This window comes from Cystobacter fuscus DSM 2262 (genome assembly GCF_000335475.2).
GTDB lineage: Bacteria > Myxococcota > Myxococcia > Myxococcales > Myxococcaceae > Cystobacter > Cystobacter fuscus.
In genome coordinates this window covers 1-25,531 of sequence record NZ_ANAH02000063.1, presented here as the reverse complement: position 1 = coordinate 25,531, position 25,531 = coordinate 1, and the positions used below count along the sequence as shown (strand labels likewise).

At 70.1% G+C, this 25,531-nt stretch carries 27 protein-coding genes; 11 read left to right on the top strand and 16 right to left on the bottom strand.

Annotated features, from left to right (window positions below):
- Positions 1-124 precede the first annotated feature (124 nt).
- Positions 125-526, top strand: coding sequence for a helix-turn-helix domain-containing protein (locus D187_RS37365; RefSeq protein ID WP_002628713.1), 402 nt, complete (start codon positions 125-127; stop codon positions 524-526).
- 66 nt (positions 527-592) lie between these two features.
- Here the strand turns inward: D187_RS37365 and D187_RS58390 are convergent, their stop codons facing one another.
- Positions 593-805 (bottom strand): hypothetical protein, encoded by a 213-nt coding sequence (locus D187_RS58390; protein WP_002628714.1) that lies wholly within the window; start codon positions 803-805, stop codon positions 593-595.
- A gap of 225 nt (positions 806-1,030) precedes the next feature.
- A complete protein-coding gene (locus D187_RS37355) occupies positions 1,031-1,558 on the bottom strand; it encodes a pyridoxamine 5'-phosphate oxidase family protein (RefSeq protein WP_002628715.1) in 528 nt (175 codons plus the stop codon).
- Between the two features lie 397 nt (positions 1,559-1,955).
- Between D187_RS37355 and D187_RS37350 the strand changes: the two genes are divergently transcribed.
- Complete coding sequence (locus tag D187_RS37350) at positions 1,956-2,297, top strand: hypothetical protein (RefSeq protein WP_043433593.1); 342 nt, start codon at positions 1,956-1,958, stop codon at positions 2,295-2,297.
- Positions 2,298-2,345: 48 nt separating this feature from the next.
- On the opposite strand, the gene D187_RS37345 is transcribed toward D187_RS37350, so the two are convergent.
- Entirely contained in the window at positions 2,346-3,854 is a 1,509-nt protein-coding gene (locus D187_RS37345; RefSeq protein ID WP_002628717.1) for an ABC transporter substrate-binding protein/permease, read from the bottom strand.
- Between the two features lie 199 nt (positions 3,855-4,053).
- On the opposite strand from D187_RS37345, the gene D187_RS37340 reads away from it, so the two are divergent.
- Positions 4,054-4,551, top strand: coding sequence for a hypothetical protein (locus D187_RS37340; RefSeq protein WP_002628718.1), 498 nt, complete (start codon positions 4,054-4,056; stop codon positions 4,549-4,551).
- A gap of 189 nt (positions 4,552-4,740) precedes the next feature.
- Here the strand turns inward: D187_RS37340 and D187_RS50955 are convergent, their stop codons facing one another.
- Positions 4,741-6,702, bottom strand: coding sequence for a lamin tail domain-containing protein (locus D187_RS50955; RefSeq protein ID WP_002628719.1), 1,962 nt, complete (start codon positions 6,700-6,702; stop codon positions 4,741-4,743).
- A gap of 109 nt (positions 6,703-6,811) precedes the next feature.
- Complete coding sequence (locus tag D187_RS37330) at positions 6,812-7,084, bottom strand: hypothetical protein (protein ID WP_002628720.1); 273 nt, start codon at positions 7,082-7,084, stop codon at positions 6,812-6,814.
- Between the two features lie 147 nt (positions 7,085-7,231).
- Here D187_RS37330 and D187_RS37325 point away from each other — a divergent pair, with 147 nt between their 5' ends.
- Positions 7,232-8,413 carry an alpha/beta hydrolase gene (locus D187_RS37325; protein WP_002628721.1) on the top strand — a complete coding sequence of 394 codons (1,182 nt, stop codon included), beginning with the start codon at positions 7,232-7,234 and terminating at the stop codon, positions 8,411-8,413.
- Here the strand turns inward: D187_RS37325 and pdxA are convergent.
- The 5 genes from pdxA to D187_RS37300 all read right to left on the bottom strand — a co-directional run bounded on the left by pdxA (position 8,343) and on the right by D187_RS37300 (position 13,571).
- Positions 8,343-9,317, bottom strand: coding sequence for a 4-hydroxythreonine-4-phosphate dehydrogenase PdxA (pdxA, locus tag D187_RS37320; RefSeq protein WP_245591923.1), 975 nt, complete (start codon positions 9,315-9,317; stop codon positions 8,343-8,345). The genes D187_RS37325 and pdxA overlap by 71 nt on opposite strands.
- A gap of 62 nt (positions 9,318-9,379) precedes the next feature.
- Positions 9,380-10,348 carry a peptidylprolyl isomerase gene (locus tag D187_RS37315; protein ID WP_002628722.1) on the bottom strand — a complete coding sequence of 323 codons (969 nt, stop codon included), beginning with the start codon at positions 10,346-10,348 and terminating at the stop codon, positions 9,380-9,382.
- A 47-nt stretch (positions 10,349-10,395) separates the two neighbouring features.
- Positions 10,396-11,424 (bottom strand): peptidylprolyl isomerase, encoded by a 1,029-nt coding sequence (locus D187_RS37310; RefSeq protein ID WP_002628723.1) that lies wholly within the window; start codon positions 11,422-11,424, stop codon positions 10,396-10,398.
- Positions 11,421-12,467 carry a peptidylprolyl isomerase gene (locus D187_RS37305; protein WP_002628724.1) on the bottom strand — a complete coding sequence of 349 codons (1,047 nt, stop codon included), beginning with the start codon at positions 12,465-12,467 and terminating at the stop codon, positions 11,421-11,423. The genes D187_RS37310 and D187_RS37305 overlap by 4 nt, the downstream gene beginning before the upstream one ends.
- Positions 12,468-12,554: 87 nt before the next feature.
- A complete protein-coding gene (locus D187_RS37300; RefSeq protein WP_002628725.1) occupies positions 12,555-13,571 on the bottom strand; it encodes an alpha/beta fold hydrolase in 1,017 nt (338 codons plus the stop codon).
- A gap of 183 nt (positions 13,572-13,754) precedes the next feature.
- Here D187_RS37300 and D187_RS37295 point away from each other — a divergent pair, with 183 nt between their 5' ends.
- The 3 genes from D187_RS37295 to D187_RS37285 all read left to right on the top strand — a co-directional run bounded on the left by D187_RS37295 (position 13,755) and on the right by D187_RS37285 (position 15,710).
- Positions 13,755-13,985 carry a CBS domain-containing protein gene (locus D187_RS37295; protein WP_162159746.1) on the top strand — a complete coding sequence of 77 codons (231 nt, stop codon included), beginning with the start codon at positions 13,755-13,757 and terminating at the stop codon, positions 13,983-13,985.
- Positions 13,986-14,033: 48 nt separating this feature from the next.
- On the top strand, positions 14,034-14,321 hold the full coding sequence (locus D187_RS37290) for a GIY-YIG nuclease family protein (RefSeq protein ID WP_002628727.1): 288 nt from the start codon (positions 14,034-14,036) through the stop codon (positions 14,319-14,321).
- A gap of 75 nt (positions 14,322-14,396) precedes the next feature.
- A complete protein-coding gene (locus D187_RS37285; protein ID WP_162159745.1) occupies positions 14,397-15,710 on the top strand; it encodes a sensor histidine kinase in 1,314 nt (437 codons plus the stop codon).
- A gap of 6 nt (positions 15,711-15,716) precedes the next feature.
- Here the strand turns inward: D187_RS37285 and D187_RS37280 are convergent, their stop codons facing one another.
- Entirely contained in the window at positions 15,717-16,721 is a 1,005-nt protein-coding gene (locus D187_RS37280; protein ID WP_002628729.1) for an NAD(P)H-dependent flavin oxidoreductase, read from the bottom strand.
- Positions 16,718-18,346: a hypothetical protein gene (locus D187_RS37275; protein WP_002628730.1), complete on the bottom strand. Its 1,629-nt coding sequence runs from the start codon at positions 18,344-18,346 to the stop codon at positions 16,718-16,720. The genes D187_RS37280 and D187_RS37275 overlap by 4 nt, the downstream gene beginning before the upstream one ends.
- Positions 18,347-18,478: 132 nt before the next feature.
- Between D187_RS37275 and D187_RS37270 the strand changes: the two genes are divergently transcribed.
- Positions 18,479-19,420: a LysR family transcriptional regulator gene (locus tag D187_RS37270; protein WP_002628731.1), complete on the top strand. Its 942-nt coding sequence runs from the start codon at positions 18,479-18,481 to the stop codon at positions 19,418-19,420.
- 25 nt (positions 19,421-19,445) lie between these two features.
- Here the strand turns inward: D187_RS37270 and D187_RS37265 are convergent, their stop codons facing one another.
- The gene (locus D187_RS37265; RefSeq protein ID WP_002628732.1) at positions 19,446-19,781 is read right to left on the bottom strand and encodes a hypothetical protein; all 336 of its coding nucleotides are present in this window, start codon (positions 19,779-19,781) and stop codon (positions 19,446-19,448) included.
- 71 nt (positions 19,782-19,852) lie between these two features.
- On the opposite strand from D187_RS37265, the gene D187_RS37260 reads away from it, so the two are divergent.
- Positions 19,853-20,137, top strand: a complete 285-nt coding sequence (locus tag D187_RS37260; RefSeq protein ID WP_002628733.1) for a hypothetical protein — start codon at positions 19,853-19,855, stop codon at positions 20,135-20,137.
- 70 nt (positions 20,138-20,207) lie between these two features.
- Here the strand turns inward: D187_RS37260 and D187_RS37255 are convergent, their stop codons facing one another.
- Both D187_RS37255 and nudC read right to left on the bottom strand, forming a co-directional pair.
- Positions 20,208-20,900 (bottom strand): radical SAM protein, encoded by a 693-nt coding sequence (locus D187_RS37255; RefSeq protein WP_002628734.1) that lies wholly within the window; start codon positions 20,898-20,900, stop codon positions 20,208-20,210.
- Positions 20,901-21,022: 122 nt separating this feature from the next.
- On the bottom strand, positions 21,023-21,862 hold the full coding sequence (gene nudC / locus D187_RS37250; RefSeq protein ID WP_002628735.1) for an NAD(+) diphosphatase: 840 nt from the start codon (positions 21,860-21,862) through the stop codon (positions 21,023-21,025).
- A gap of 73 nt (positions 21,863-21,935) precedes the next feature.
- On the opposite strand from nudC, the gene D187_RS37245 reads away from it, so the two are divergent.
- Positions 21,936-23,363, top strand: coding sequence for a cytochrome P450 (locus D187_RS37245; RefSeq protein WP_002628736.1), 1,428 nt, complete (start codon positions 21,936-21,938; stop codon positions 23,361-23,363).
- Positions 23,360-25,018 carry a M14 family zinc carboxypeptidase gene (locus D187_RS37240; RefSeq protein ID WP_002628737.1) on the top strand — a complete coding sequence of 553 codons (1,659 nt, stop codon included), beginning with the start codon at positions 23,360-23,362 and terminating at the stop codon, positions 25,016-25,018. Before D187_RS37245 ends, D187_RS37240 begins: the two co-directional genes overlap by 4 nt.
- 18 nt (positions 25,019-25,036) lie before the next feature.
- Here D187_RS37240 and D187_RS37235 read toward each other — a convergent pair whose 3' ends face one another.
- Complete coding sequence (locus D187_RS37235; RefSeq protein WP_002628738.1) at positions 25,037-25,426, bottom strand: hypothetical protein; 390 nt, start codon at positions 25,424-25,426, stop codon at positions 25,037-25,039.
- Positions 25,427-25,531 lie beyond the last annotated feature (105 nt).

Sequence of the window (25,531 nt, the reverse complement as noted above, 5' to 3'; positions counted from 1 at the left end):
GTGGGGGGCACGACCTGGGGGCTCGGAGGGGTGTTCCTCGGAGGAGAAGAGATGCAGCAAGTCCCTATGCGCGGGTTGGCCTCTCGGGTAATGTCCTCCAACGTCTCTTTGGACGTCAGGCACCATGGCATCGAAACGCATTCCGCCCCCTTCTTCGCAGCAGCGCATGGACGACAAGCTGGCCCTGGCCCTGGGGGCGGCGGCGCGCGCCGCCCGGCTGCGCGCGGGGCTCACCCAGGCGGAGGCGGCCGCCAAGGTGGGGCTGGCGCCGGGCGTCTACGGCCGCATCGAGCGCGGCGGCATGATGCCCAGCGTCCCGACGCTCAGACGCTTGAGCATCGCCCTGAAGATTCCCTCCGACACGCTCTTGAGCCTGAGCCACTCGGAGGTGACGGCCTGGGTGGACTCGCTGCCCTCGCGCGAGGAGCGCTCCCCGGATCTGCGGCGGCTCGCGCGCTCGCTGCGCAACCTCACTCCGGCCCAGCTCAAGGTGCTCAACGTCATCGCCACCGCGCTCACGCGCTGAGGGCCCTCCCGCCAGGGCAGGTCGTCCAACCCGACGGGGAAGGTGGGCCCTCGGGCCGCTCGGACTTCAGGGCAGGGCGTCCAGGCCGGCCATCAGCCGCTCCACGTCCCGCGGCGTGTTGTAGTGCAGCAGGGACACGCGCACCACGCCCTCGCCACGGGTGAGGAAGTCGGTGAGCGCCTCGATGCAGTGGGTGGGCACCTGCGCCCCCGAGGCGTTGTCGAGGTAGCTGAAGCCCGAGCGCAACGCGGGGAAGTGCTCGGCGACGGATGGGGTCATGGCGGTTTCTCGGCTCCGGAGTGGGGGGCCTCCTGTCTGGCTTTATCGCTCGCCAGCGGCCTCCGGCGCGCCAGGGGGGGGCGCAAAGGACAACGGGCCCCGGACAGGGAATGACTCCCCGTCCGGAACCCGTCCACTCTCATATGCCAATTCTCGATTCTCAGGATGTGAGGAATTGATTTCCCAGTCATCCTCCGCCGGTATTGGAATTATCCAATCCAGCCATCAATGCATGGGCGACTGGGTATCCTCGAGGTCGAGCTTCTCGTGGCCACCCGGGCGGTAGGTCTCGCCGGTGAGGACGCTCTTCACGAAGCCCACCAGTTGCACCATGCGCTTGTTGGGGGTGTCCCAGTACTCGGCCTTGTTCACCTTGACGCACAAGAGGCCGATGTCCGGGTCGTCCACGCCCTTGGGGAACCAGGCCTTGAGGGTGGGATCCCACAGCTTGTGGATCTTCTCCTTGTCGCGCACAAGGCGTGCCACTCCGCTCACTGACACATAGCGGTCCCGGCTGGAGTCCGCGTAGGAGAGGTTGACGTGGTGGTCGCCTTGCACCTCGTCCACCTTGGGGGCGGAGTCATGGGTGAAGAACCACAGTTCTCCGTCGAAGTCCGTGTTCTGCGTCCACATGGGCCGGCTGCGGATGCTCCCGTCCGCCTCCACCGTCGTCATCATCGCGACCTTGATGCCCTGGATCAGCTCGGCCAGGTGCGCCACCGCGTCCTTCTTCTCGGTCTTTTTCGTGGTCATTCCTGCCTCCCGAGAACTCACATTAAGCAGGGGCACCCCGACGGGCAGTGGGGGCACGGACCGCTCGTCGCCCCCTCGCTCGCCCTGCGGGGAGGTTGGAGGCAAAAGTGTTGCATGCACGGCAACACCACTCGCGGGCGAGTGCGTGTTTCGTGGAAGACAACACATGGACGAGAATTCTGGAGCGCGAGCGCCGCGCAACGGACCGCGAGCGGAGTGCTCTTCATCCGCGAGTGCGCTTCGTCTGCCCATGCCACGCGGAGGGTTGGTGGATTCTTTGCTTACCGTATGGCCAGGAATTTCTTGATGACATGACTGTGCAGTCGCACGTCATCCATGTACTCTGCGGCGCGGTTTTCATCGCGGCGATGGCCGCTGTTTCGGTACCGGGGGCGGAATGGCTGGCATCTTTGGCATGGACGGTCTGTCGACATTACAGGTGCAGGAAGAACTCGAGCGCGGAGGACGCTTCGTCGTGTTCGAGTACTGCGTGTCCTTCTTCCTGACGACCCGGAGGCGCTCGTCGGACGTGTACTTCGTCCGCGCGGGGCAGGGCACGTTCGGGTTGAGCCTGGGCTACACGCTGTTGTCGCTGCTGCTCGGCTGGTGGGGCCTGCCCTGGGGGCTCATCCTCACGCCGCGTTGTCTCGCCACCAACCTGCAGGGGGGCAAGGACGTGACGGACCTGGTGCTGCCCTCGTTGCTGGCACCCCGGTACGATCCCGCGCTCGAGTACTGAAACGCGCGCCGGTCGCGCGGGGGGCGTGTCTGGCACCCGCGCGGCGGCTCATCGCGGGGCTCCCTCGAGGTGTTGACCGAGCCGCGCCTCCACCCGGCGCGCCAGCAGCGCGAAGGGCAGTCCGAGCAGCAGGTAGAGCAGGGCGACCACGAGTCCCAGGCCCAGATGGTCTCTCGTGGCGTTGGCCAGGTTGAGATAGGTGCGCGTGAGCTCGGTGAGTGTCACCACGGACACGAGCGAGCTGTCCTTGAGCAGCGCGATGAAGTCATTCGTCATGGGGGGCAGCGAGATGCGCAGGGCCTGGGGGAAGACCACGTAGCGCAGCGTCTGCCAGCGGGACATGCCGAGCACGTGCGCCGCCTCGTACTGGCCCGCGGGCACACTGGAGAGCCCCGCCCGGTAGTTCTCCGCCTCGGCCGCCGCGTAGTTGAGCCCCAGCGTGAGCACGCCCGCGGTGAGGGGCGCGAGCCGCACGCCCAGTTGGGGCAGCCCGAAGTACACCAGCGAGAGCTGCACGAGCAGGGGCGTGCCGCGTACCCCCTCGGTGAGGACGAGGGCGAGCGCGCGCAGGGGCCAGGGTCCGAAGACGCGCGCCACCGCGAGCCCCAGGCCCACCACCATCGCCACCGCCATGGCCATCAGCGACACGGCCAGCGTCATCAGCGCCCCGCGCAGGAAGAGCGCGAGCGTGGCCGGGTAGCGCTCGCGCACGCGCTCCCAGAAGGGCGGCAGCTTGCCCACCGCGGCGCGCCACGCCGTGTAGCGCTCGGGCATGTCGCGCGGGGTGGGGTCCGGGTCTCCCAGCAGCGCCGCCGTCTCGGCGTTCCACAGGCCCCAGCGCTCGTAGAGGGCACGCAGGGTGCCCTCGCGTGCCAGTTGCTCGAGCGCCGTGTCGAGCGCGTCTCGCAGCGACTCCTCTCCCAGGCGCACCGCCGCCGCGTAGCGCACCTCGCCGAAGCCGCCCGGCACCACGTCCAGCTCCGGCTCGACGGCGCCGTAGTATTGGGTGATGGGCTCATCGAGCAGCACTCCGTCCGTGCGCCCCAGCTTCAAGTCCCGGTAGATGTCGTCCTGGCCCCCCTCGTACGTTTTCACCTGGGCGCCCTCGCGCACGAGGATGCGCTCGGCCAGACTGCCCGGCAGCGTGCCCACCGCGAGCCCCTTCAGCTCGGCGAGGGAGTGCGGCGCGCGGGGGTCTCCCCGGCGCACGGTGAGCCGCTCGGCGGCGACGTAGTACGGGCGGGTGAGCAGACACACGCGCTTCTTCTCCTCCGTCGCCTCGAGGCCGTTGAGTGCCACGTCGAAGTCCCCGCGCGCGAGCAGCTCCAGCAGACTGTCCCAGGGCCCGAGCACCAGGCGCGCCCGCACGCCCAGCTTCGCGGCGAGTGCCTCGGCCAGGTCCACCTCGAAGCCGATGAGGTGGTTGGGATCTCTCGGGTCCGGGAAGACGTAGGGGGCACCGCCCTGGGCATCCGCGCCCCAGAGCAGCTCCCCCCGGGCCTTCACGGCCTCGAGCCCCCGGGACGTGGCGAGGGCGGCGTCCGGCCAGGCGAGCACGGGCAGGCAGGCGAGGAGGAGGTAGAAGCACGCGGCTCGGGTCAGGGGTAGTCCTCCCAGGAGACGAGCCCCGGAGTCTAACCGCGCCGGGCGCCACGCGAGGTGCCACCCGAAACGGGAACGTGCTAGGCAGCCGCGCCCGGCGCGGGAGGTCCCCGCCCGGGGTGGGTGGGCCGCACGGGGCCCGAGGAGATTGGCGATGCTGAACACGGCGATGAACGAGTGGGCCCTCAAGGCGATCCAACTGGAGACGGCGCTGATGGCGCTGGACGAGGTGGGACTGCCCGCGAACATGAAGGCACAGCGGGAGAAGGCCGAGCAGGCGATGCGCGAGCTGGTGCGCGCGTGGACGGCGCAGAAGCCCAAGCCGGACGAGCGCAAGTGGAAGCAGGAGCCCGCGAAGGAGGGCGCCCAGCCCCAGGACGAGGAGCTCGTCGAGGTGGTGGAGAACCTCAAGGAGGATGGCGTGGAGTGGACCGTGCACCGCGCCACCAGTGACAAGGGCGACAGCGTGGAGACGGTCGTCGCGGACGGCCGGGCGTGGATGGCGGCGGGCGGCGAGTACTACATGGGCCAGTGGGACGAGGAGCGCGAGGAGCTGGAGGTGGGCCGGGACGACGAGGAGGGCGAGCTCGGCACGGGCCTCGTCTTCACGCTCCGGGGCGAACTGGTGTTCGAGTCCCAGCTCGAGGACTGACGCTTTCGCCCGGTGTCTGGCTCCCCGCTCGCCGGGCCACCGGGCGCGGACACCGGGGGGTGGTGTTCCCGGTGCGCGTTCCTAATTTTCAGATGCGTGCCCGGCATGGACGAGTAGGGTGTGCCGGTCGATGGGTGGGAATGGTGGTCAGGCGGGCGAGGGTGAGCCCGTGTTGGACACGCTCTTTTTTCAGAACGCGCTTCCATCCGCACGTGTGCCCGGTGACGCCCCGAGCGGGGACAGGGCCGTGTGGAACACGAAGCTCCCGGTGCTCGTCGCATCGGGGTCGCGGTTGATCGACACGCCGTCCTTCGAGGCCTGGGTCCCGCTGTAGGTGTACGCGTTGACGGTCTCCGCGCTCGAGGCGGTGGAGGTCAACAGCGTCACCGTATCTCCGCCATTGTTGAGGCTGAGGGTGCCCGTGGAGGCGGCCACCGCGTTGGGCGTGCCCGGGGGGATTCCGCCGGAGCCGCTGAACACCACGATGGCCTTGCCCGCGCCGAGCACCGTGTTGGCGGGGAAGACGTGCCGCACGGCGGTGGCATCCATGAGCACCCAGCCGCTGATGTCCACGGAGGTGCTCTCCGTGTTCACCAACTCCACGAATTCGCCGCTGGTGGCCGAGCCGGGCTCATTGGCGAGGATCTCATTGAAGATGACGCGCGGAGGGGGCTCGGTGATGGAGAAGGGACCGGTGCTCACGTCGGAGCTCTTCCCGTCCACGTCCCGGATGCGCACGCGTGCCCACGTCGTGAGCGAGTCGGGCACCTTCCAGGCGTAGCTCCCCGTGCTGGCGTCCAGGTTGGTGGCGATGCGCGTCCAGGTGACGCCATTGTCGGCGGTGAAGTCCAGGTTCACGCGGGTGTAGCCGAGGGCGATCCAGGTGAGGGTGCGGGTGGAGCCGCGCACCCAGCGCTCGCCTCCGTCGGGGCTGGTGAGGGTGACGCGGGGCGCGGGCGTGCGCAGCGTGAGGGACGCGGGCATGCTCGAGTTGCCCGCGGCATCGAAGGCCAGCACCTGGTAGACGTACGTGTTGCCCGGAGCGAGGCCCAGGTCCACGAAGCCGGGCGTGGTCATCGTCCCGGCCAGCCGGTAGCCGGTGGTTGCATACACGCTGCGGTACACCCGGTAGCCCGCCACCCCCACGTTGTCCAGGGAGGGAATCCAACTCAGCTCGATGGAGTCGGGAGCGGCGCTGCCCGCCAGGGAGCGGGGCGGAGTGGGGCGCTCGGTGTCCGGTCCCGGCGGCTGCGTGCCGCGGGAGGTGTACGAGACGCTCCGCGCGCCCTGCTCCACCACGAAGGTGGTGCCATCCTGCGAGCGCAGTTGGATGTGGCCGCGCTCCAGGTTGGTGGCGGGATCCTCCGTCTGCCAGATGTCCGAGTGGTGCGCCGTCAGCCGATCCAGGCACTCGCGCGTGGGATGGCCATAGGTGTTGTCCCGACCCACGGAGATGAAGGACACTAGGGGCACGGTCTTGTCCAGGAACGCGTTGCCGGACGAGTAGCGCGAGCCGTGGTGATGCACCTTGTACAGCTCGAGCTCTCCCACCTGCTCGAGCAGGGTGGATTCGATGTCGTCGGGAGTGGCGGTGAGATCGCCGCCCACCAGCGCGTCGAAGTCGCCGTAGGTCACCTTCACCACCACGGACCTGGCGTTCTCTTCATCGCTGGGGAGGGGGACGCCATTGCCATTGCTCGCGAGCACCCGGAGCGTCACCTGTCCGCAGAGCGAGAAGGTATCTCCCTGGTGCGCCGTGATGCGGCGGCCCGCGAAGTGGGTGTCGTAGTCCGTGAAGGTCTTCGAGTCATACGAGCCGCCATGGTCGTACACGGCGGTGATGGGGACGGCGTCGGTGCCCACGTCCACCTCGTCGATACCGCCCATGTGGTCGGCGTGCATGTGCGAGACGAAGGCCATGTCGATGCGCGTCACCCCCAGTTGCTTGAGGTAGGCCTTGATGGTGTTGCCCGAGCCGGTGGGGCCTCCGTCGAACAGCACCGCGCAGCCTCCCGGCGCGACGAGCACCGCCGAATCCCCCTGGCCGATGTCCAGGGTGGTGAACCGTAACTGCTGTGCCCCGGCGAGCAGCGGACACAGCAGGGAGAGCAGCAGCGAGAGGCGGAAAGGGAGACGCGGAGGAGTGCGCATGGGCTCGCCTGGAGGAAGACCGCCCCTCCTGGGTACCCCGAACCGGAACGGCGCTTCAAGTCACGCCCCCCCCAGTCATACTGTCCGTCACAGCCCCTTCGCGCGAACGTCACCGGGATTCATCATCCGGAGCCGGCACCTGGGGCAACTGCTCCTCCATGCTGAAGGGCGCCCTCTCGTCCGGATTCAGCTCGTACTCCTGCGCGGCGGCGCGATCGTCCTGTTGACTCGCCCACGTGGTGTGCCCGCCCGCGAAGCCCTCCAGGGGACGCGGCCCATGCCGCGTTTCCACTTCCAGATCCTTGGCCTCCTGCTCCCGCAGACGGCGCCGCTCCTGTTCCCGCTCCCGCTGGTGCAGCTTCTCCATTGGGTCGTTCACCATGTGGTGCCTCCTGGTGTCCAAGTTGCGGATGACTCCGCGAATCCGTCAGCCAACGGCCCGCGGTCTGGGGGTCACGGCATGCTCGGCTGCTCGGTGTCGGGGCGAGACCCTTGCTGTGCCCTGGGGGCTCCGGGAAGCTCTTGCGCCATGACCCGTTTTCTTCTCCGTCTTTCGTGGCTGGTGCTGGGCCTGTCGCTCGCGGGCTGTGCGGCCACCCAGGTCACCGTTCCTCCTCCGACGGGAGACACCGTCACGATTCTCGTTCCCGGCTACCGGGGCAGTTTCCTCGACACCGACGCGCCCGAGCCCGAGCGGGCCTGGATTACCGCGGGCCAGGCCCTCTCCCGGGGAGAGCGCTCGCTCGCCCTGCCATTTCCAGGACAGCGGCCGGTGCCATCCTACGGCCCCCTGCGGCCAGCGGGCCCCGTCACCCGCATCGCCGTGCCCTTCTACTCGGTGGACGCGTATGGCTCGTTCCTCGAGTACGGCCGCGAGCACTTCCCGGGCCTCGTTGCCTTCTCCTACGACTGGCGCCAGGACGTGCGGCGGAGCGCGGACGAGCTGTGCGCGCGCATCGAGCAGCTCGTGGCGCAGGGCAAGCGCGAGGTGAACATCGTCGCCCACAGCATGGGCGGACTGGTGACGATGCGGTGTCTGCTGCACGGGGGCGCGGCGGGCAGCGGGCGTCCCTGGGCGGGAGCGGCGGCGGTCAAGCGCGTGGTCTTCATCGGCACGCCCTTCCAGGGGGGCCCGGGCCTCTTCGATGACCTGCTGCTGGGGACGGAGACGGTGCGCAACCGGGCCCTGCTGCCACCCGAGGCCCTCTTCTCCTTCGCCTCCGTGTTCCAGCTGCTGACGCCGAGCGGTGACGTCTTCGTGGACGCGAGCGGCCGGCCCGTGGCGTGGAATCTCCTCGAGCCCGAGAGCTGGTGGACGCGCGGGTGGGGCCCGTTCGCGGACCCCGCGCTGCGCGAGAACGAGGCCTACCGCGCGCAGCTCGTGCGCATGCTCCAGGCGAACCGGGAGCTGCACGAGTCGCTCGCGCCCCGCGAGGCGCCGCCCCCGCCTCCCTTCGAGACGCTCGTGGTGGTGGGCACGGGGAATCCCTCGACGAGCGGGGTGCGGGTGGTGGAGGGACGGCTCGACTTGAAGAACGAGCCGAGCGCGGATGGGGACGGCGCCGTGCTGAGCTCGAGCGCGCTGCCGGTGCTGTCCATCCCCTATCAGCGCCTGGACAGCGCCGCCGAGCACGTGGCGCTCATGTCCGACCGGGACGTGCTGCGCGCGCTGGAGCGCTTCTTCCAGGGGGAGCGAGTCGGGCGGCCTTGAGCAGCGCTTCCACCATGGGCACGCTGTTGGCCTGACCCTTGCCGGCGATGTCGTGGGCGGTGCCGTGGTCCGGCGACGTGCGCGGCACGGGCAGGCCGAGCGTCACGTTCACCGTGCGCTCGAAGTCCAGGGCCTTGGCGGGGATGAGGCCCTGGTCGTGGTACATGGCGAGCACCACGTCATAGGGGAAGTGCTCCACGTGGGCGAAGAGCCCATCCGCCGCCAGGGGGCCGTGCACGTCCAGGCGCTGCCGGCGCGCGAGCTTGATGGCGGGGGTGATGATGTCCACCTCCTCGCGTCCGAGCAGGCCGCCTTCGCCCGCGTGGGGGTTGAAGCTCAGCACGCCGATGCGCGGCGCGTGGCCCACCACGGGCGCGAGGCTCGTGGACAACAGCCGCAGCTGCGCCACCAGCCGCTCCACCGTGAGCAGCCGGGGCACGTCCGCCAGGGGCACGTGGTTGGTCGCCAGCGCCACGCGCACGCGCGGACCATCCATGAGCATGAGCACCTCGCGGCCGAACGCCTCCGCCAGCACCTCCGTGTGGCCCATGAAGGGGATGCCCGCGCGGGAGATGCCTTCCTTGGACACCGGCGCCGTGCACAGCGCGTCCACCCGTCCCGCGCGCGCCGCCTCGATGGCCGCCTGGATGTAGGCGTACTGGGCCTTTCCGCCCTGGCGCGTGGGTTTGCCGGGCTGGCGATCCTTCTCCCCGAGCCGAGTCACCACGCACACCGTGGGCCGTGACGGCCGCTCCAGCGTCTGGGGCGTGGCGCGCGCGTACGTGCCGAAGAGGGCGAAGCGCTCGAGCGTCGGCCCGTCGCCGAACACCACGGGCACCAGCGCGCGGCGCACCCGGGGCAGCGCGAGCGCCGCCGCGGTCACCTCCGGGCCGATGCCCGACACGTCCCCGAGCGAGATGCCGACGACGGGACGCGCGCCCTCGGGGGGACTGTCGGCCCGGGCGCTCAGATCTTCGTCTCCACGGAGGCCTTCTGCCGCAGCTCCTGCACGTACTGCTCCACGTACTTCTCCGTCTTCTGCATCTTGAGCCGCGTCTCCAGCTCCTGCTTCACCGTCTCGAAGGCGGGCACGTCCACGGCGCGCTTCTCCTCGACCTTGAGCACGTGCCAGCCGAACTGGGTGCGCACCGGCTCGCTCACCTCGCCCTCTCCGAGCGTGAAGGCCACGCGCTCGAAGGCGGGCACCATCACCCCGCGCCGGAAGAAGCCCAGGTCGCCGCCGTCGGACGCGCTCGGGCCCTCGCTCTTCTCGCGCGCCAGTTGCGCGAAGTCCACGCCCGGCTTGCGCGCCTGCTCGGCCAGGGCCACCGCCTTGACGCGCGCCGCCTCCACCTGCGCGGGCGTCGCCTTGGCGTCCACCTGCACGAGGATGTGCCGCGCGTGCACCTCGGCGTCACCCGACTCCATCTTCGCGTACTGGGTGTAGGCCGCCTTGAGGTCCTCCTCGGACACCTTCACCTTGGAGCTGACCTTCATCTGCACGAGCTTCATGCGCGACATCTGCTTGCGCAGGAACTCCTTGTACGTCGCGACGTTGAAGCCCTCGCCGGAGAGCAGCTGGTTGAACTGGGCGTCGTCGGAGATGTTGTTCTGCCGCTTCACGTCCGCGACCGCCGCTTCCAGCTCCGCGTCCGTCACGCCCAGGCCCAGCTCGCGGATCTGCTCCTCCATCAGCTTCTCGCCGATGAGGGAGTCCAGGGCCTTCTTCATCACCACCGAGCGGGCCTCGGCGCGCTTCTGCGAGTCGCGCTCGCCCGCCAGCCGCGCCAGCTCCGGCGCCGCGCGCTTCTCCACCTCGGACTGGGTGATGATGTCGCGATTGACCACCGCCGCCACGCGATCCACCAGCTCCGCGCGCGCCGCCGCGCCATTGAGCAGCAGCACCGCCACCATCGTTCCAAGCCACTTCTTCATCGCCTGTCCTCCGTGCGTCTTCTCGTGGGGAGCCTTCGCGGGGGCCCTCAGGGCTCGGTCGTCTTCTGGGTGACGGGACGGCCGCGAATGGCCTGCAGTGTGGGCTCGTTCACCCACACCTGGGCCTTGCTCCGCAATTCCTGTTCGTACTTCGCCTGCGCCTCCGCGCGCCGCTGCGCGAGGAGCTTCGTTTCCACCTGGGTGCGCACCTCGACGAACTCCAGCTTGCGCCCCGGCTTCTTCTCCAGCACGCGGAACAGGTGGTAGCCGTATTCCGTCTCCACCACGTCCGACACCTGGCCCGGCGCGAGCGAGAACACCACCTCGTCGAACGCGGGGGGCATCTGCCCGCGGGGGAAGAAGCCCAGGTCTCCGCCCACCTTCGCGTCCGCGCTCAGCGAGTACTTGCGCGCCAGGTCCGCGAACTTCTTGCCCGCCTTGAGCTGGACTTGCAGCCGCCGCGCCTCCTCCATGGTCTTCACGACGATCTGCGCGGCGCGCACCTGCTCGGGCGAGGAGTACTCCGCCTCGTGCTGGGCATAGGTGTCGCGCAGCTCCTCCTCCGTCACCGCCACGCGGGTGTACACCTCGTTGGTGAAGAGCTTCTCGATGGTGAGGCGCGCGGCCTCGTTCTTCTTGAGCTCCGCCATGGACAGCTGGCCCTCGGCGAGCACGTCGTTGAAGTTGCCCGTGGGGTAGTCGCTCGACAGGCGGAGCACGCCCCGGTCCACCTCGTCGGGCGTCACGGTGATGTTGTGGGCGCGCGCCTCCTGCAGGAGCACCGTGCGGGAGATGAGCGTGTCGAGCAGCGCGCGCTTGTAGGGCTCCACCTCCTCGGGCGAGGGCTGCTGGCCGGACTCGGAGCTCGTGGCGATGAACTCCCGCTCCAGCTCGCGCTCGAAGTCGGCGCGGGAGATGACCTCGCCGTTGACGGTGGCCACCGCGAGCGCGTCCGGCTCCTCCTTGTCCTTCTGGGTGCAGCCGGCGAGTCCCACGGCGAGCGCCAGGGTGGTGGCGAGCAGACGGGGAGCACGCAGGAGGGCCGGGCGGAGGGGGAGGCGGCTCGGGAGAGTCATGGCGGCGTCACCTGGACGGACGGGAAGGGGGCGGGAAGGGTACCGGGGGCGGGGCCGCTCGCGGGCCGCACGGGGGCGTTCAGGTCCACGTGCACCCGCGCGAGCGCGGCGGCGTCCACCGCGAGGGCCGCGCGTTGCTCGAGCTCGGAGAGCCACTCCGTCCAGGCGCGGGCGCGCTGCTCCTGGGCGAGCCGGCCGGACAGGGCGGTGCGCACGTCCTCGAGCGTCTGGTTCAACGCCGGTTGGTGGCCGGTGAGCTGGAGCACGTGCAGTCCGGTGTCCGTCTGGACCACGCCGCTGAGCGTCCCCGGGCCGGTGGGCACGAGCAGGCGCGCGGCCTCGGCCAGCTCGGGCCCGAAGTCCCGCGCGAGCTCCTCGAGCGAGCGGTAGCGCAGGTCCCCATCCAGGGGCTGGGTGCGCGGCTCCTCGCTGTGCGCGCGCGCGAGCCGTCCGAAGGCGGCGAAGTCCGTGGGCGGCAGCGCGCGGGCCTCGGCGAGCAGCTTCCCGGCCGTCTCGCGCGCGGGGGCCACCCGGGCCGCGTCCGAGCGGGGGGCCGCGAGGAAGAGGTGGGAGAGCCGCACCTGCTCCGGGCGCACGTAGTCCTCGCGGTGGCGGGCGTAGGCGTCGGCGAGCTGGGCCTCGGACACGGGGGGGAGGGCGTCGTCGAGCCGCGCGCGCATGAGCCGGGACACGAGCGCCCGCTTGGTGGCCGCCACCACCTCGGGGTCGTCCTGCAACCCGCGCGCGAGCGCCTCCTGGACGAGCAACTCATAGCGCGCGAGGCCCTCGACGTACTCGCGCTTGCGCTCCAGGGTCTGGTAGCGCTCGCGCTGCGCGGGGCTCATCTCCTCCAGGCGCTGGCGCAGCTCCTCGGCCGTCACCCGGTCTCCGGCCCAGGAGACGACGGGCGTGCCGCCGGGCGCGCGGGTATGGCGCAGGTCCACCCGGGCCTGGCCTGGAGCGGGACTCCGCTCGCAGCCCACGAGGGCCAGCACGGAGAAGGCCAGCACGGCGAGGGTGGAGAGGCGGAGGGCGGGGGACATGGAAGGGGTTCCGGGTGGGTAGCACGCCCGGGAGGAGGGGACAACGGGGCGGCCCTTCCGGCCCCTGTCACGGTCCGGTTCCGGCCCTCATACCCGGGTCGCGTGTGTCGACAGGAACGCTTCCACCAGGGGGAAGATTTCGTCCGGGGCCCGGCGTCCGAGCACCAGGTCCGCGTGCCCGTAGTCCTCGGCGAAGCCATGCCCCCGCCCGGCCACCACCAGCTTCACCGGGCCGCCCAGGTGCTCCTGGGCGCGCGCCACGGCGAGCGGCGGGGCGAGCAGATCCTTGCTTCCGGCCAGCAGCATCACCGGCAGCTTCGCCCCGGCCAGGGGCTTGCGGTAGCAGGTGCCGTCCGCCATGCAGAAGGAGTCGGTGGTGATCCACTGGGCGAACTGGCGCACCACCCCGCCGGAGATGTCCGAGGGCATGTTGGCCAGGCACCGGCGCACCACGTCCGGGTCCATGTTGTCCGCCAGCATCATGTAGCGGGTGAGGGGCCCCGGGGGCGCGCCGAACAGGGCGATGCCGGTGATGCGGCGCACGGGAATGGACTTGAGCCGCAAGAGCGGCTCGATGCGCTGGATGAATTGCTTGAGACCCGGCTGCACCGCGAAGGTGAAGGGGCTGCCGATCGCCACTGCGGCGCGCACGGGCACCTGCGGGTTTCGCGCCAGGTGGCCGTAGAGCGTCAGCCCTCCCTTGGAATGTCCCACCCAGAGAACTTCCTTGGCCCCGGTGGACAGCACGGTTCGCACCGCGCAGCGCACGTCGTGCTCGGCGAGATCATCGAAGGAGAACTCCCCGCAGGGGCCCGCCAGCCCCCGGCCGCGCAGCTCCATCACCCACGTCTCGAAGCCGGCCCGGGCCAGGTAGCGCGCCAGGCTGTAGCGCTCGTCGAAGTCCATGTGGAAGCGGTTGACGCCCAGTCCATGGCACAGGATGACGGGCTCGGCCCAGCGGCGCTCGCCCCGGGCGTGGTAGCGGCCCAGCGCCACCGCGGCCCCGTCGTCCGTGGGCACCCGGTACAGCTCGTCCGGCCTGAAGGGCAGTGTGAGCAACCCTTCTCCCTCGCGATTCACCGCGCGCGAGAACAGGTCGGCCATCTTCGTCAGCCTGGGTCCGTTTCGGTTCGTCACCTGGGAAGTCTAACGCCCTTCCAGTGTGGGCTCCGTGGAAAATTACACAATCCCCCCAATCGGCAAGGAGGTTGCAGGGTATCCCACCCATTCAAACCGGGAGGCAGGTAGATGCGGCAAAAGCCGAGCTTTGCGGAAAAGTTGTCCCCCATGCGGGTCGCTCTGGAACCCACGGATACCCTCTTGAGGGCCTTGGGAGTGATGGATCGCTACCGTGTCCGGTTGCTGCCCGTGCTGGGAGCGGCGGGGCGGATGGTGGGGCTGCTCAGCCGGGAGCATGTGATGTCGGCGTGGGAGGTGGACCCTCTCCTACCGGTGTCGTTGGTGATGGCGGCGTGCGAGGCCCCCTGCCCGCCCGGACCCCGACTGGTGCCCCGGTGAGCCACCGGGTGGGAAAAGTGGGCGGTCAGGTGGGAAGGCGCGTGCGCTATGCTCCCCGGCGTCGTGTCCGGAGCCTGGTTCGTCTACATGGTGTGCTGTCGGGATGGGACGCTCTACACGGGGGCGACCAACCACCTGGAGCGCCGTCTGGCCACCCACAACCGGGGTCGGGGCGCCGCCTACACCCGGGCGCGCTTGCCGGTGAAGCTCGTGTGGAGCGAGCCCGCGGTGGACCGGGGCGCCGCCCTGCGCCGGGAAGCGGCGCTCAAGCGCCTGTCTCGCGCCGCGAAGTTGAGCCTTGTTCACCAAGCGTCAGATGACCCCGGGTCCAATTAGACCTGACCCCTGGTCATGTGACTTTGCGTCCCGACGCGTTCCTCTCCCGGGAAAATTGGGCGTCATGGGATGCACATGCGATCGGCGTTCGAAGGGTCTACTCCGGGTGTGCTGGAGCCCGAGACCCATGCTCAAGAGGCGCGGCTCGCGGACGAGCAGCGCCTGTTCTACGCGGCCTCCTTGACGTGGGTGTTGTTCTGGAGTGCCGACATGTTGTCGGTACTCCGGCCAACCTGGGACACGCTGGCGCTGCGCTTCGTGTGGGCGGGACTGACGGTGCTGTCGGGCTGGCTGCTGCCCCAGGTGGGCCCGGCGTGGCGCTCGGTGCTGCGGATCCTCTCCGGGATGATCCTGCCCAACGTGTTCTTCGGCCTGATCATCTACCGGCTGGGGGGCTTGAACAGCCCCATCTTCCACTGGCTGTGTCTGATGCCCGCGGTCACCCTGCTGATGGGCAGGGGCCTATGGCATGGGGCGGCAAGTACCCTGCTGATGCTGCTGGTGGCGGGCGCGATGCTGTGGGCGGGAGGCGCGCCCCAGGAGCGCTTCCTGTCGTGGATGCCGATGCTGATCGTGGAGTCGATGGGCATCCAGCTCACCTTCTTCTACCAGCGGTTGTTGCTCGAGCGGGCGAAGGCCGCGGCGGAGCAGAAGCTGGTGCGGCGGGCGCTCGACGAGTCCAACGAGCGGGCGCTGCGCGCCGAGCAGATGGCGCAGCTGGGGCAGTTGGCGGCGGGCGTGGCCCACGAGGTGCGCAACCCCCTGGCCTACATCCAGGCCAACCTGCGCTTCCTCCAGGAGGAGGCCCGGCCCACGGAGGGCGCGAGCGACCCCGAATACGCCGTCGCGCTCCAGGAGACGATGCACGGCGTGGAGCGCATCCATCAGATCGTGAAGGATCTCACGGCGCTGTCGCGCTCGGAGGAGCCCGCGCCCGTGAGTCCGTGCGACCTGGGGCCGGTCATCGACACGAGCGTGCGGCTGGCGTCGGTGCGGCTCAAGACCCTGGTGCGCCTGGCGGTGGAGGTGCCGGAGACGCCGTGGGCGCGGGCCGAGCCGCGCCGGCTGGGGCAGGTGCTGCTCAACCTGTTGCTCAACGCGGCGGACGCCATCGAGGAGGCGAAGGTGCCCGACGGGCGCGTGGCGCTGCGGGTGCAGGTGGACGAGGAGCGGGTGCGGGTGCTGGTGGAGGACAACGGGCCCGGCATCCGGACCGAGCACCTCTCGCGGCTGTTCACGAGCTTCTTCACCACGAAGGCGCCGGGCAAGGGCACGGGGCTGGGGCTCGCGCTGTCGCGGCAGTACGTGGAGTCCTTTGGCGGCACGCTGCGCGCGGAGAACCGCTCCGAGGGCGGCGCGCGCTTCATCGTGGAGCTGCCCGCGGCCTGAGGGGCCTCAGCCGCCCACGCCCTGGCCGAGCGTGGCGAGCACCTCGCGGGCCTCCGCCGCCATGCTCGCGACGAGCTCGGCGGCCGGGCGCAGCTCGTGCACGTTGCCGCACGCCTCCCCCACCGTCAGGCCCATCTGCTCGAAGTCGCCCTCGGTGTGCACGGTGGGCAGGAGCGCGGAGAAGCGGGGCAGGGGCACGCGCTGGTCTCCCAGCAGCGTGTGGCCGATGGGCTCGGAGGGCGGCAGCGCCAGGGCCTCGGCTTCCCGGCCGGCCCACTCGCGCGCCGCGCGGTTGCGCAGCACGCGCATGGCCTGGCCGGGCCACTCGGGGCCGAAGAGCGTGGTGCGCACCGTGTCACCCACGCCCGCGGCCAGCACCCGGCGCTTGTACTCGTCATGGGCCTGGGCCTCCACGCTGGCCAGGAAGCGGGTGCCACACCACACCGCCTCCGCCCCGAGCGCCAGCGCCGCCACCAGCCCGCGGCCATCCACGATTCCCCCGGCGGCGATCACCGGCAGCGGCGCCACCGCCGCGCGTACCGCCGGCAGCAGCGCGAAGGTGCTCGCCTCCGCGCGGTTGTGTCCGCCCGCCTCCGCCCCCTGCGCGATGATCGCGTCGGCGCCCAGGGCCGCCGCCTCGCGCGCCTCCGCCACCGAGCCCACCTGGATCCACACCCGCGTGCCCGCGCCGCGCAGCCGCTCCACGTGCGCGCGCCGGGGCGGGGTCCAGAAGAACACCACCACCGCCACCCGCTCCTCGGCGAGCACCTCGATGTGGGCGTCCTCCACGAAGTCGCCGATCAGGTCCACGCCGAAGGGGCGCGCGGTCAGCTCCCGGGTGGCGCGCACCATGGCGCCCAGGGCGGGCGGCGGCAGCATCGCCCCGCCCAGTGTGCCCAGTCCGCCCGCGCGGCTCACCGCGGCCGCGAGGGCGGGCCCCGCCAGGAAGGCCATGCCGGCGCTGATGATGGGGACGTCCAGTCCGTACTGCTGGGTGATCCGGGTCTTCATTGCGAGGCCCTCTCCTCCGCCTCGTCGAGCAGGAAGGCGAAGTGCTCCCGGTCCGTGCTCAGCGCCCGCGCCAGGTGGTCGAACTGCTGGTGGCCGTACGTGGCGAACGCGTCCATCATCCGCAGCACCGCGCGCCGCTGCGCGTAGTCCGCCGGCAGGTGCGCGAGCGAGGTGGGGCAGGTGGGCTCCCGCCAGTCGCGCTCCATCTGTCCGTAGAGCAGGTGGTGCGTGCCCTCGAGGTAGATGAGGGGAGGGCTCGTCGGGTGGTCCGCCGCGAAGCGCTCCGTGAGCACGCGCAGGTTGCCGAAGAAGGCGCGCGACATGAAGTGCACGGACATGAGGGCCCAGTACTTGAGCAGGGGATCGTTCGGATGGCGCAGCGTCTCGCGCCGGAACTCGTGCAGGGCCTCCATCTCCGGCCGGCCATACGTCTTGTCGAAGAACCACCACTCGAGCAGCTCCGCGGGCGTCCAGGGGATGCGGGCATCCATGTCCAGCACCTCCCAGTCATGCAGGAACAGCTCGGCCTCGGTGGAGAACGTGCGGCGCAGGAAGTCCACCGTGGGGGTGCCGGGCCCCGTGGCGGGCTCCCGCACCTGGCAGTCCTGGAGGTAGAAGGTATGCAGCGCGTTGATACGGGGGGCGAACAGCAGCGCCGCGCAGCGCAGCATGAAGAGCGCTTCCTTGCCCCGTGCCTCGCGCATCATCGCGGAAATGGGGTGGCCCACGAAGTCGGCGTGGTGGCGGTGCCAGGCGGCGATGAGGTCTCCCTGCTCGGTGAAACTGTCGGGCCGGGGGTTCCACGTCGGCGCCGGAAGCCGGCCGGTCTGGTACGCGTCCAGCTGCTCGCGAACGAGCCGCATGCGCTCGTGCCGCTCGCGCGTCAGCAGCGGCCCCGGCCCTCCGGCCTCCTCCGCCGTCTGGACGAAGCGGTGCATGAAGTCGTTCATCTCCACCGACAGCGCGTGCTTGCGCTCCACCAGCCGCAGGGCCCGCTCGCGCTGCTCGGCCGAGAACGTCACCAGCTCGGACTTCGCGGCGCCCACGTCTCCCGACTCCCGCTCCAGGTGGTGCATGCCGAAGTAGACCGGGGTGATGCCCGTCTGCTGCCTCACCTGCAGCGCCTGGCTCGTCGTGGCGGAGAAGAGCAGGTGGCCATCCTGCTCGAGCTGCTCCACGTGCAGGTAGCGGTAGGCGGGCACCGCCGCCTCGGCGCCGACAATCTCCTGGATGCGCTGGCTCTCCACGGCGCGTCCCGGGTCGAGCATGGGTGACGTCCACAACGCCCACATCAGCGAGCTGGCGCGCTGGGTGCCCCACAGCTCGTCCAGCTCCAGCCGGCGGAAGTCCGCCAGGAAGAGCCGCGCGTGCGTGCGGTCCTCGAGGGCGTGGTGGTTGATGGCGTCCTTGAGCTTCGCGTCCTGCTCCGACTCCTTCTCATTCTTGCGGAAAGCGAGATAACGCTCGTTGTAGAAGGGAAAGGACATCACGAAGCCGAGCAGGGGAATGAAGCAGTCGTAGTGCCGCCGCGTGTCCCTCAGGTGCGAGTCGCCAATCCAACGGTAGATGGCGTGCCCCTCGAGTTCGCGCGACAGGGCGTCCAGGTGTCCCAGGGCTTCTTGCATGATCGACTCCTCGCGGGGGTGGGGGCTGGGCCAGCGAACAACGGCGGCTCGCTGAATCGATACACCCCTGCTGGGAGGTGAAAAATGGGGTTCTGGTAAAATCATTATCCCGAGAAGCGGGATAATGAGTGGATGGATGTCTTTCAGGCGATGAGGGTGTTCGCGAAGGTGGTGGAGCTGGAAGGCTTCTCGCGGGCGGCGGAGCGGCTGGGCATCTCGGCCACGGCGGCGTCGCGGCAGGTGGCCGAGCTGGAGGCGCGGCTGGGGGTGAGGCTGCTGCATCGCACGACGCGCAGGCTGTACCTCACCGACAGCGGGCGGAGCTACTACGAGCGCTGCGCGCAGATCCTCAACGACCTGGACGAGGCGGAGCTGACCATCTCCTCGGCGGCGGGGCGGCCCCAGGGGCTGCTGCGGGTGGCGGCGCCGGTGTCCTTTGGCGTCCAGCACCTCACGCCGCTGTTCCTGGACTACATGGAGCGCTACCCGGAGGTGAAGCTGGAGCTGTCGCTGTCCGACCGCATGGTGGACCTGGTGGAGGAGGGCTATGACCTGGCCCTGCGCATCACCCAGGAGCTGAAGACGACGCTGGTGGCCCGGCCGTTGGCCCAGGCGCGCCTGGTGGCCTGCGCGGCGCCCTCCTACCTCGAGCGCCATGGGGTGCCCCGCGCGCCGGAGGAGCTCCGTCACCACGAGTGCCTGTGCTACACGTACGACGCGCTGCGCGGCGTCTGGGAGTTCGAGGGACCCGCGGGGCCCCTCCGGGTATCCGTCCAGGGCCGGCTCGCCACCAACAACGGGGACTCCCTGCGCGCGGCGGCGGTGGCGGGACGGGGCATCATCCTGGAGCCCACCTTCCTGGTGGGCGAGGATCTGCGGCAAGGCCGCCTCGTGCGGCTGCTGCCGGACTACCCGGTGTCGCCCCTCACCCTCTACGCCGTCTATCCGAGCCGGCGCTATCTCTCGCCCAAGGTGCGCACCCTCGTCGACTTCCTCGTCGAGCACATCGCCGAGCCCCTTCCCTGGGACGCCTGGATGCGAAGCGGCGTCAGGGACACGGGCTCCGGGCGGTGAGCCCGGGTGGGGGGCGGAGGCGCGCTCAGGCCGTGGCGGAGGGCGGCGGCGGCGCGGCGGGCGGCGGCGCGGCGGGCGGCACCTGGAGCGTCTTCTGCTTCCTCGAGCGCATCACCAGGAAGACGATGCCCAGCAGGAGTCCGGCGCCCGCGCCCACGCCGGTGCCGGTGAACTGGTAGCCGAGCAGCTGCGCGGTGACGTTGCGGATGACCTCGGGCAGGTTGCACATCGTCTGGGTCGCCTGGATGCGGGTGGTGTTGTCCCACTCGAGCCACTTGGGTCCCAGCCACGACGCGGTGGCCAGTCCCCCGAAGGCTCCCGCCAGGATGAAGGTGAGCAGTGTCTTGAGGGCGGCGATCATCCAGGAACCTCGGTCAGGAGACGGGGAAGCGTCCTTTAGCACGGGGCGGCGCGCGTGTTATTTGGAAACCCGTGCCGCTCCTTCCGCTCGCCGCCCTGTTCGGGGTCATCACGTTCGTGTGTGCCCTCTTCCTGCTCGTCCATGCGTTCCGCCGCAGCCTGGGCACGGGGATGATGGTGCTCCTGGTGCCATTCTACCTGCCCGTGTATGCCTTCAGCCAGTTCGAGCACTCGCGCAAGAACCTCATCCTCGCGGGCTTCTTCGGCAGCACCCTGCTCACCGCCGTCTTCCTGGGGCTCGGCGCCCATGCCCTGGAGCAGGTGATGGTGCGTCCGCCTCCGCCCTCGCCCTTCTGAGCCGCCCCGCGCACGTGGCGCCCGTGCTCCCCCCCGGAGCCCCTCGACATGTCCCGAGGGGGCTCGGCCGTCACACCCCGCGCTCGTTCGGATCCCAGATGTACTTGTGCATCTGAAGCTGGAAGCGCACCGGCAACCGGTCCGCGATGACCCACTCGGCCAGGTCCTTCGTGGTGATCTTCCCGTGCACGGTGGAGAAGAGCAGTTCGTAGGGCTTGTCCAGCAGCCGGTGCTCGGTGATGAGCCGCTTGCTCCACTCGTAGTCCTCGCGGCTGCCGATGACGAACTTGAGCTCGTCGTTGGCGTTCATCGACTCGAGGTTGCGGTAGTCATTGCGATCGCTCTCGCCCGAGGAGGGCGTCTTCATGTCCACGATCTTGTGCACCGCGGGGGGCACGAGCCGCACGTCGATGGCGCCACTCGTCTCCAGGAGCACGGTCATGCCAGAGGCGAGCAACTGCTCCATCAGCGGATACACCCCGGGCTGCAACAAGGGCTCGCCTCCCGTCACCTCCACGCGCGGCGAGCCGAGCGCCTTCACCTCGTCCACCACCTCGGAGATCTTGCGGCGCTGGCCGCCATGGAAGGCGAACTCGCTGTCGCAGTAGCTGCAGCGCAGGTGACAGCCGGTGAGCCGCACGAAGGAGCACAGCAGTCCCGCGTGCGAGGACTCGCCCTGCACCGAGAGGTAGATCTCCTTGACCACCAGCGAGTCAGCGGTGGGAACACGACGGGGCTCGATGTGGGGACGCGCGAGGGGCATGGGCGAAAATCCAGGGGGACAATCGCTTCAACCCCACCCGCGCGGGCGATGCAAGCGCGGAGCTGGCCCACGCGCTGGGCCCGCCCCCCGGGCGGCGCGGCGGGCGCCCGGAGGCAGGGGGCTCAAGGCGAGGGGGCGCGGCCCTTCACCTGGGCGATGTGGGAGTCGATGAGCCGCCGCGCGATGCTCAGGGGCGGAGGGATGCGGGGCAGCCGGTCCACGCCGAACCAGCCGGCCTCGGCGATCTCCTGGCCATCCACGCGGATTTCCCCGCTGGCGTACTCGGCGGTGAAGCCCACCATGAGCGAGCGGCCGAAGGGCCAGGGCTGGCTGCCGAAGTAGCGCAGGTTCTTCAGCTCCAGACCCACCTCCTCGCGCACCTCGCGCGCCACCGTCTCCTCCAGCGACTCGCCCACGTCCACGAAGCCGGCCAGGGTGCTGAAGAAGGCATCGGGGAAGCTCGCGTTGCGCGCGAGCAGCATCTCGTCCCCGCGGCTGATGAGCACGATGACCGCGGGGGAGATGCGCGGATAGAAGGGCGTGCGGCACACGGAGCAGCGGCGCGCGCGCTCGCCCGGCGTGAGCACCGTGGGCTGCGCGCAGCGTCCGCAGAAGCGGTGCAGCACATCCCACTCGGCGATCGCCAGCGAGCGGCCAACGAGGCCGAAGGTGTCCTCGTCCACTCGCGAGTAGAGGGCGCGTCCGGGGATGAACTTCATGCCGGCGGGGGCCTCGGTCTCCTTGGGCAGGGCGGTGACGTAGCAGTCCACGCCATCGAGCGTGCCGAGGAAGAGGGCCTGGGTGGCGAGGGAGGGAAGCTGGCCCACGGTGGGCAGCGGCGCGCTGCCCTCGCCCTCGCCCTCCGTGACGAGCAGGTCGAAGCCACGGGCGGCGAAGAGCAGAGCGGAGTCACGCGGACGGTCGGGGGCGTCGAATCCAGGAACGAATCGGGGAGGGCTCACGCGCGACACCTTAGCGGACCCGCTACGCTTGCGCAGGGCACCCCCGAGCCCCCACCTTGGAAACACCACATCCATGACACACGCCGCCGCCACCGCCCGCGTTCCTCCCGGCCCCAAGGGGCACTGGCTCCTCGGCAATCTTCCCGAGCGGAGATCCGATCCGCTCACGCTCTTCCAGCGGGGCCGCGAGCGCTATGGGGACGTGGTGCGCTACCCCATGGGTCCCCTGCTCATGTACCAGCTCAGCCACCCGGACGACGTGAAACGTGTCCTCGTGGACAACGCGCAGAACTACCAGAAGACCGCGCTGATGCAGCGGCTGCGGCCCGTGCTGGGCGAGGGGCTGCTCCTGAGCGAGGGGGACTTCTGGAAGCGCCAGCGCCGGCTCGCCCAGCCCGCCTTCCACCGCGAGCGCATGGAGGGCATCGCCACGCTCATCACCCGGCTCGTCGAGGAATCGCTGCCGCGCTGGGACGCGCTCGCCGCCCGGGGCGAGCCCTTCGACCTGTGCGCGGAGTTGATGCGGCTGGTGCTGTCCATCACCGGCCAGGTGCTCTTCAGCACGGATCTGAGCGGCGCCGCGAACGACATGGCGCGCGCGGTCACCACCGTGCTGGAGGAACTCAACCAGCGTGTCCTGTCCGCGCTGCCGCTGCCCTCGCTGCTGCCCCTGCCGGGACATCTGCGACTGCGCTCGGCCATCCGCGTGTTGGATCGCATCGTCTACGGCATCATCGACGGGCGTCACCGGCGCACGGACGCGAGCGGGGATCTCCTCTCCATGCTCATGGCGGCGCGCGACGCGGACACCGGCGAGGGCATGAGTGACCGGCAGCTGCGCGACGAGGTGATGACGCTCGTGCTGGCGGGGCACGAGACCACCGCCAACGCGCTCGCGTGGACCTTCCTCCTCTTGCACCAGCACCCCGAGGCGGCGCGGCGGCTCGTCGAGGAGGTGACGAGCGTGGTGGGCGAGCGGACCCCCACGTTCCAGGACCTGCCCCGCCTGCGCTACACGGCGCGTGTCTTCGACGAGTCCATGAGGCTCTATCCCCCCGCCTGGCTCATCAGCCGGGTGGCGCTCGCCGACGACGTGCTCGGGGGCTACACACTGCCCCGGGGCTCCATCGTCGTCATGTTGCCGTATGTCATCCACCGCCACCCCGCTTTCTGGGAGCGTCCAGATTCCTTCGACCCGGACCGCTTCCTGCCCGAGCGCGCGGGGACGCGTCCGCGCTTCGCCTGGCTGCCCTTCGGGGCCGGACAGCGCATGTGCATCGGCAGTGGGCTCGCCCTGCTGGAGGGACAACTCTGTCTGGCGATGCTCGCGCGGCGCTACCGTTTCCAACTGGTGCCAGAACACCCCGTCGTTCCCCAGGCGCTGGTGACCTTGCGGCCCCGGTTTGGTTTGCGAGTCATCGCCTGGCGGCGCGAACCAGGGGATGTCCCGGGGGAAGTGCTTGACGGTGCCGGGCCGGAGCGCTCGGATGCCCGTCCATGAAAGAGTTGCTCACCCGCGCCGAAGCCACGAACTATCAGGAAACCTCCCGGCACGCCGACGTGCTCGCCTTCGTCGACGCGCTCTGCGCGCGCACGAAGCTCGCGCGGCGCGTGGACTTCGGACAGAGCGGCGAGGGCCAGCCCATGGTCGCGCTCGTGGTGAGTGACCGCAACTGCTTCACCCCGGCGCTCGCGCGCAAGCAGAAGAAGGTCATCGTGATGGTCGAGGCCAACATCCACGCGGGTGAGGTCGAGGGCAAGGAGTCCGTGCTCGCGCTCGCGAGGGAACTCACCCTCACCAAGCTCGGCCAGAAGCTGCTCGACAAGCTGTGTCTGGTGTTGGTGCCCAACTTCAACCCCGATGGCAACGACCGCATCAGCCCGAACAACCGCAAGCTCAACCTGGCCGAGCTCGAGGGGCAGGTGAACCCTCCGGGCGGCGTGGGCACGCGCTACACGGGCGAGGGGTGGAACCTCAACCGCGACAACATGAAGCAGGAGGCCCCCGAGACGCGCTGCCTGGCCAGGCTCCATCAGGAGTGGTGGCCACACGTCTTCATCGACTGCCACACCACCGACGGCAGCATCCACGCCTTCGACCTGACGTATGACACGTCCCACTCGAACGAGCCGCTCTTCTCCGAGCTGCGCTCCTTCAACCGCGTGATGCTCGATCGCGTGGCCGCGGCGGTGTCCAAGCGCCATGACTTCCAGAGCTTCTGGTATGGCAATTTCAAGGAGGAGGGCAACCCGCGCTCGGGCTGGCACACCTATCCCGCGCTCCCGCGCTTTGGCAGCCATTACCGGGGCCTGCTCGGGCGCATCGACGTGCTGCTCGAGACGTACAGCTACATCGACTTCCCGCGCCGCTGCGCGGTGATGCGGGCGTGGTTGCTCGAGCTGTTCCGGGACGCGGCGAAGAACGCCAGCTCCTACCTCGCCATCACCGAGGCGGAGGGCGAGCGCATCCTCGCGCGCGGCGAGTCCCCGGACGTCACGGCGCTCGTGGGCATCAACTACGGCGTGGCCACGCGCGATGAGAAGGGGGCGCTGGTGTTCGAGTACCCCGCCCACGCGAAGCCCGGCGACGTGGCGGAAATCCACTCCTTCGACGAGGCGAGCATCACCGCGCGGCGCTACCCGGGCAAGCGCCCGCGCACCTGGCGCATGCCGCACCACCGCACCTTCGTGCCCACCCAGGCGGTGAGCACGCCGTCCGCGTACCTCGTGCCCGAGTCGCTCGCCTCGCGGCTGGAGGGGCATGGCATCCGCTTCGAGCGCCTCGCGGCCGCCCAGCGCTTCACGGTCGACAGCTACCGGGTGGCGCGGCGCGAGGAGACGTTCAGCCCCGACGTGGCCGCCAACGTGCCGCCGCCCGGTGAGGCCGAGGTGCCGCTCAGCCAGAAGCCCAAGCCCGTGCGCTTCGAGACCGTGCTCACCGTGTCCCCCGAGCGCTCCTCGCGCGAGTTCCCCCCGGGCACGCTGCTCGTCCCCACCGCCCAGCGCGCCGGGACGCTCGCCGTGTACCTGCTCGAGCCCCACTCCGACGACGGCTTCTGCCGCTGGCAGTTCCTCGACAAGGACATCACCGTGGGTGAGCTGTACCCTGTACACCGCGTGGTGGGCGCGGGGTCGGTGCCCCGGAAGGCCGAGTGACTCGACAGGTGGGGCGCCTCACGGCTTGTGGGGCGGCAACTCCTCGGGCAGCGGCATCCGCACGAGCTTCAGCCCCCGGGCGCCGAGGTCGATGACGGTGAAGCCCTGGCCCGCGACGCGCAGCCGCTGGCCATCCCGGGCATCTCCCTGCTTGAGCCAGGTCTCCGCCGCCTCGCGCGTGGCGAAGACGTGGTCCACCTTGACGCCCTCGACGGCCGGCGGGGTGAGCCTGCGGAAGTACTCCCGGAATTCATCGAGCTTGTGCGGGTCCTCGCGCACGAAGAGCAGCGCGGCCGCACACACCCGGAGCGACTCCTCTTCCAGCGTCCCCTCGGGCTGATTCCTGCCCAGCGCCTCCACGGTGCGCAGCACGGACTCCACATCGAAGTTCACGTTGTATTTCGTCATGGGCGACGGGAGTCCCTGGGGCCAGTCCCCTCGGCTCGGTGCGACAACGGAAGGCTCATCCTGGACGAAACCCAGTAAAAACGGGTATTTGGAAGGGGGGGGGGG